This is a genomic window from Microcoleus sp. AS-A8 (assembly GCA_039962225.1).
GTDB lineage: Bacteria > Cyanobacteriota > Cyanobacteriia > Cyanobacteriales > Coleofasciculaceae > Allocoleopsis.
The window spans coordinates 408,896-415,818 of the sequence record JAMPKV010000004.1 but is presented as its reverse complement, the minus strand read 5'-3'; the positions used below and the strand labels follow the sequence as shown (position 1 = coordinate 415,818).

Sequence of the window (6,923 nt, the reverse complement as noted above, 5' to 3'; positions counted from 1 at the left end):
AGAACAGCTATGTCTTTTCGATTTTTTGATTGGTTGAACCTAAATCATGACGTATTTGCTGCTTATAAAGCCAGTTTAGGGTTTATTTGGGCTTAATTTTTGTCTAAGTCCCGATAAGACCATCCCCTGTAATAGCGGGATGATTTGAATCTGGGGTATTTGCCTAAAGCCTGAAAAAAGCGATGATACGCCAAGTCAACGCGCTTTACCGTTGCTTGCAAGGCTTGATAACCTAACTCTTTATAGTCAGGAAAATGCTCCTTGAATTTAGGTAAAGCGTTCTGCTGGTCGAAGTAATTGATAGAGCGACCTTCGCGCTGATATGCTGTCTTCCTTTCGGCAAGACAGGCATTAAATAAATCTTTATGAAGCCTGCGCCAAGAGGTTAAACGCCAGAAGTTTTACTCTGTAGTTTGTGCCACAGGAAGAGTAACCAGCACAGTTGTTTGTTCATCAGGAATGCTCTCTATTGTGAGTGTTCCAGCGTGTAATTCACTCAGGCATTTCGCAATTGTCAGCCCCAACCCAGAACCTTGTTGTTCGTAGAGTTTACGCTCAAATTGCCTGTAAGCTCCCACTTGGGCAATCTGTTCTGCTGTCATGCCTCGTCCCTTGTCACTCACCGCTAGAGTAAAGGTATTGTTCGATAACGTGCTGGTGACCGTTACTAATGTCCCTGCACTCGAAAATTTGAAGGCGTTTTGTGTCAGTTCTTCAACCAACTTATTCAGGTAATTGGTTGAAATCTGGACATTAGTATCTTGAAGTTCTAAGTGCAAATCAGCTTCCCGGTTGCTCTGTCTAGCTTGAAGGCTTGCCTGGGAAGCAATGAGTGTCTTAACTGAACTAGTGTGATGAGTTTGGAGCGACTTAACTTTCTCACTATCAGTTACGATTAGCTCTAGTTCGGCATACAGCAAAAAATTCTGGATGAGCCGATATAATCGTTGACCCGATGTCCGGATGTCAGAAAGCATCTCCTGAACCTCAGACGGTTCAAGCGTTTCATATTCGGCAATTAGAAATTCTGAACAACCTATAATGCCATTGAGGGGAGTCCGCAGTTCGTGCGGAAGTGACTGGGTGATACTACTACGCAATTCGTTGAGTTTTTGCGCTTGTTGTTTCTCTATCGCAGCTTTTTTTGCCAGTCTTGTATTAATCGCCTGTAGGAGTTCTCTGGGTCTAAATGGCTTAGTTACATAATCGTCCGCTCCTAAAGACATCCCCTCACGCAGATCAGATCTATCAACTTTAGCCGTGAGAAAAATGAAGGGAATTGTGGCAGTAACGGGATTTTGACGCAACGCCTGTAACACCCCATGACCATCAAGTTGTGGCATCATCACATCGCAGATAATTAAATCAGGTCGATGAGAGAGGGCTAACTGCACGCCAGTAGCACCGTTGTCAGCAGCAACCGCGTTAAACTCCTCCGCCGACAACAGATCTAAAATATTGGCTCGGACTGACGGTTCGTCTTCTATAATCAAAATCTTTTTCATCGGTTCGGCTTCTAATCAGTTAAGTTGTTGCAACCGTTAAAAATTTTTGAGTCGGACAATGGCTAAATTTAGCGGCAAAGAGATGGCCATCGCCTGATATCACTTTTCAAGAACTACTAGGAAGTGATAAAGAAAACTCACTGGAGATACTAAAATTTTGAGAATAAGCTTTAGGCTCGTTGTGACTCAATACCGTGTCGATTAACGGCAGCGTTACCGTAAATGTAGTGCCAACCCCAACTTGGCTCTCTACTGTAATGTGACCACCATGTAAGTCTACAGACTTTTTGACAATGGCAAGACCGAGTCCTGTCCCAGCAATAGTGCTAACATTCTTAGCTCGATAGAATGTCTCAAACAATCGTTGTTGGTCGTCTTCAGGAATACCAAGTCCTTGGTCTCTAATCCGAAACTTCGCTTCTCCATCGTGGCAATTTACTTCAAAATGTACAGTGCTGTTGGTTAGTGAGTACTTAATGGCATTAGAGAGCAAATTAGAAAAGATATGCCGCAACAGCTTCTCATCCATGCGTGCTGTAGTGCATTGCCCCCGCTTAACAAAAGCGATCGTGTGCTTGCTGCCAGTACTCAGTTGCAATTCTGTTACCAAATCGCCGCAGAATTTGTCCAAATCTAGTGGAGAAGGCTTAAACTCTAGCTTTCCGGCTTCGGCTTGACCGAGTAACAGCACATCATCTAATAGGTGGGTCATCCGTTGGACAGCCGTTTGAATGCGTTGGAGGTGTTCAAGTCTTTTCTCCTCAGTCCATTGTCTTCCGTAAAGTTCTAACAAGTCGGCAGAACTAAGAATTGTGCATAGTGGAGTGCGGAACTCATGGCTTGTCATGGTGATGAAGTGAGACTTGAGTTCGCTCAGTTCCTTTTCTTTTTGCAACGCTTTGTAAATCTCTGCTTCTGCCTGCTTGCGTACCGTTATATCCTGAGCGAGGCCAGCAAAGCGGTAAATCTGCCCGGTTTCGTCTTTGATGGGAAAGGCGCGATCGCGTATCCAACGGATCGAACCATCTGGTTTGATAATCCGATACTCCTGATCCATACCACTATGAAAATTAGCCTTTGCTTGTTGGCGATCGGCTGGATGAATCGCATCTATCCAGGTGGTAGCTTGTGCATACAGTGAAGCGCGAGTTCGACCCCAGACTTCTTCGTAGGCAGGACTGACGTAAACGCAATGTAGCTGGTTCAAATGCGTAGTTGACATCCAGAAAACTTCATGGATATTTTCCGCTAGCTGCCGAAAGCGCTCTTCGCTTTCCCGAATGGCATCTTCTGCTTGTTGGCGTTGGACTATCTCAACTTCAAGTTGCTGATTTTTCTGTTCTAGTTGAGCTGTGCGCTCTTTGACTCGATTTTCTAACTCTTCATTGAGCTTAGCCAGCGCGTCTTTAGCTCGCTTGCGATCGGTGATATCGCTAAAGGTACAGATGACCTGCACGACGCTACCATCTGCTGCTAGCTGCGGATCGGCACTGACGAGCAACCAGACCCAATCTTGAACAGTGGGATTGTATACACCCATCGCTACGCCTTGGACAAGTTGGCGGGTAGCAATTGCTTGTTGTACCGGATGGTTCTGGCTAGGAAATGGACTGCTGTCTTCGTGAATCACCCGCCAATCTGGATCGGTAGTGGTTTTGCTCAATAATTGGCTTTCTGTTAGTCCTAGCAGCCTAGAAGCGGTCTGATTACACAGGAGGATTTCTGTTTGCGACCCGATTAACAGCACGCCAACCTGCATACCTTTTATGAGAGTTGCCAAGCGCCTTTCGCTTTCTTGTGATGTCTCTAGAGCTTGGAGAGCAGTTCTTTGATCGCACAGTAACACCAGTAAGGTCAAGCTCAAGATGATGAGCGTTGCAATCCCAATTGCTGTAGCCAACAACTGAGTATCTAATGTGGGAGATGGGGATGTTTCGACTGACGAAGTGGGTAGGAAACGAGCCGCTTCCATGCCTGTGTAATGCATTCCACAAATCGCTACTCCCATTATCAGAGCACCGCAAAGTTTCAACCCAAATTTTGGGGTTTGTTCTCGAAGCTTAAAGGCGAGCCACAAGGCCACACAAGAGGCAAAGATGGCAATGGCGACTGAAAGAGCTACAAGCATCCAGTTGTACTGGATGTGTGCTTGTACCCGCATAGCGTTCATACCCAGGTAGTGCATTGAGGCGATCGCCAGCCCCAAAACGATGCCACCCCCCATCAACTGAAGAAGACTCGGCTGTTTTGTGTGACTTACCCAAAACAGAGCTATCCCGGAGGTGAGAACAGTAACTAACACAGACAACAGCACCCTTGGCACGTTGTAGGTAAGTGGAACGGGTAAGCAGAAGGCAAGCATTCCGACAAAGTGCATCGACCAGATACCGATACCCATGACCAGTGCGCCACCAATCACCCTGGCGATCTGGGTACGCTTGGGGGCTGTCGTCACTTGCCCCGCTAGAGTTAGCGACGTGTAGGATGCAACAATGGCAAGCAAAATTGAGAAAAGGACGAGTCGCAGGTCGTAGGTACTGGTCATTTCTGGCTCAAGGTAGCTCAATGGAATTGTCTCCTAAAGAGATGGTGGTAGAAGTGGTGAGTAGGAACACAGTTGTTAACATATTGCCAAGCGCGAGCGCACTCCCACACAACACTCTCATCCCCTCGATATGGCAGGGCTTGTTTATGCACTTGGCACTTGCACTTGCTTTGTCGCGAAAAGTTATAGCAAAAGGCAGAGGGCAGAAGGCAGTTCGCGCAGCGTTCTCCGCAGGAGTAGGCAGAAGAGAAAAGATTGACGGGTCAAGGTTTCAGTATTTGGCGAGAGTCAAGAGTCACCTTGGCGACTGCTATACCTTTTATCGACGCTTCAAGTAATTAATAATGTTTTGGGTTTGAGAAAAAGATAGTTTTGGGTCAGACCCCTTCTTGACATAATTGAATTAACCTTTTTCAACTGGACAGTTATTTCCGCCATGTTGGACTAGCTAACTCTTGAGCTTAGTATGAGTCTTCTTAAGATTTCATCCGAGAAATTACTGAGTCCGCTGTAATCAGGCAATACTACTTAAGGAAAGTGTAGCCAGCAGACTATCTTTGAAATTTTAATCCGAGCAGCTAGTCAGAAAGATAGCATAGAAAATACTACCAAAGTCCCTAAAAAATGTTCCAACAAGTAACGATGTTCGGTATCACTTAGAAAAATATGAAAATTTAGCTTCTCTGGAATCGAATTTAAATCAAGCGCTTCAAAGCCTTTTACCTGATGGCATCCGTTCTTCACGGCAAAAAGTTGCTATTGACTTCACTTGATTCCCTACTATGGAGAATCAAATCTAGAAGAAGCACCATTTATTTATAGGAGCCAATCCAAAAATGGAACTTGATCTTTCTAGGCTTACGCTAGTTTATATGTAATTAAGAAAAGCTAATATATGATGACTATCGTCTTCGCTTCAGAATTTAAAGTAGCTATCGACTGAAAAACAAAAGTTTTCGGTCTACTGGTATTGACTCAATGCCGTTGCCTGTCAGATTCAAAACTGATCGACGCCGCAACAACTACGGCAATTATGGCTTGGCATTGAAGACGATTGGAATAAGTACAAAAACCAGTATAACCCTAAAAGCCACCCCTTTTTGAGCCAAATCTGGACAAAACGCTGGGAAAACATAGGGTGCGTCACGACGCACCCTACAGAAAGATTCCAGATTAAACAGCCGTTGCCGCCGTTTCAGAAGCCGCCGATTGAGGCTGAGGCGCATCCGGTATCAGACGCCCTACCACCTGCTTGACAAATCCCTGCAAAAATGCTGTTCTCTGATTTTGTTGGAACACCGCTTGCAGCGTCTGTCCCAATCGCTCCAGGTTAAACGCTTGCCCAGTGGCTTCGCTAACCTCTTGCTCCTGGAAGTACTCAATCAGACTCAAACCCGCCAATCGGGTTAAATAAGCCGCACTCACACCCTGCACGGCTCCACCGGCAACGTAGGTGAAGGCATTACCTTTAAGAATGCTGCCAATGGTTTGCGTAGTTACTTCCACCAAACCCAACTTGAGCATCAAACTCCCCAAGGTTTTAGCGGCTGCTTGAGCTTGTTGCAACGAAAACTTTTGCTGATAAATCGCCCCTAAATCACTCACCACCTGAGCACTAATCGCCGCCGTTGCTAGCAAATCCAGCGCAGGAACCGGGTTAGCAAACGCCGCCGCCGCCGCAATCCACTGATACTGCTCGATGATGGGTAAAGCGCGATCGCGTCTCACTTGATTCAACGCTGCTTTCACCTCAGCTTTCAGTGCTGCTGCTTCCCGGATTGTTGTTGCCCATACTAATTGCCGATCTTCTTGAGCAATAATGGAACTTAATCGCCCCGTGAGTACCGCCAGATCAGGCGTTTGTTCTTCCATCCACTCTTGCACCGAAGCATCAGCCTGATGCTGACGTACTTTCAATGGTGAAGGGTGAGATGCGATCGCCACTACATCTTCTGCTGCCAATCGTCCCGCCATCCGCTGCCGCAACTGTTGCAGCACAATCGCTCGTTCGGTGGGTAAATACTGGTCTTGTTTGTTAAACACCAGCATCACTCGCTGATTCGCCGCCTTGAGTTGCTGCAAGGTTTGAAATTCAGTATCGGTCAAATCCCCTGCTGTAACAAACAACACTAAATCCGAGGAAAGCGCCATTTCTCTGGCAACGGTTTCTGCCTCGACATGGGTATCCGTCCCTACAAACAAAGCTGGTGTCTCTTTCACACTGAGACGTTGTTGCTGTTGGGGTAACCAGCTAGATTCCAGTACTCGAACCAACTTGGTTTTGCCGACACCCTTGCCACCCGTAACCGATAACTGTACCTCCTGCCGGTCTAACTCTGGGGTTAGCTGAGTCAGCCGTTGCCGTAACTGGGGAAGGGAAGCATGATTTTCGGCCTCCGTTTCCAGCAGCTTGAGCAGGGTTTCAGCTTTGGCGATCGCTTTTTCCACCGCCTCCCGATCTACCGGTGCTGCCAAGAGCGATAAATCAAGGGTTTTGGAGGTTTTCTTGCCAAACAACCATAAACCAGCGCCGAGTGCGACTGCACCCAACATCCCAAACTCACCCAGTTGACCTACCGAGTCATGAAAACTCTGCAACAGCCAGAGTGACACCGATAGACCAACTCCTCCCACTAAAATAGGTCGCTGTAAATTGACAGCCATCTTTATCTCCCCAAAGCTACTCCGACCAAGACTCAGACCAATCAAGCAGAACGCATGGTAGGTATCCCTCTTTCCATGCTAATCCCAGGTGTGTTCCCTCTCCTATACTAAGAAGCTATCCCATAACTGGGCGGGCTTGGGGCAAAACCAAAACGGGAACCTATTCTAGAACACCGATTCAGTAATCGCCGAAATGACGATTTTTCGTA

Annotated in this window: 3 protein-coding genes; all 3 read right to left on the bottom strand. The window is 46.7% G+C overall.

The window, feature by feature from the left end; all coding sequences use genetic code 11:
• Positions 1-401: 401 nt before the first annotated feature.
• On the bottom strand, positions 402-1,505 hold the full coding sequence (locus NDI48_09145; protein ID MEP0831374.1) for a response regulator: 1,104 nt from the start codon (positions 1,503-1,505) through the stop codon (positions 402-404).
• A 106-nt stretch (positions 1,506-1,611) separates the two neighbouring features.
• Positions 1,612-4,071 (bottom strand): ATP-binding protein, encoded by a 2,460-nt coding sequence (locus tag NDI48_09140; GenBank protein ID MEP0831373.1) that lies wholly within the window; start codon positions 4,069-4,071, stop codon positions 1,612-1,614.
• A 1,152-nt stretch (positions 4,072-5,223) separates the two neighbouring features.
• Positions 5,224-6,714: a DUF697 domain-containing protein gene (locus NDI48_09135; GenBank protein ID MEP0831372.1), complete on the bottom strand. Its 1,491-nt coding sequence runs from the start codon at positions 6,712-6,714 to the stop codon at positions 5,224-5,226.
• Positions 6,715-6,923: the final 209 nt, after the last annotated feature.

What these genes read in the sequence shown, in the direction of transcription:
- NDI48_09145 (MEP0831374.1), bottom strand. Translation starts at nt 1,505, where the DNA reads ATGAAAAAGATTTTGATTATAGAAGACGAACCGTCAGTCCGAGCCAAT.
- NDI48_09135 (MEP0831372.1), bottom strand. Translation starts at nt 6,714, where the DNA reads ATGGCTGTCAATTTACAGCGACCTATTTTAGTGGGAGGAGTTGGTCTA.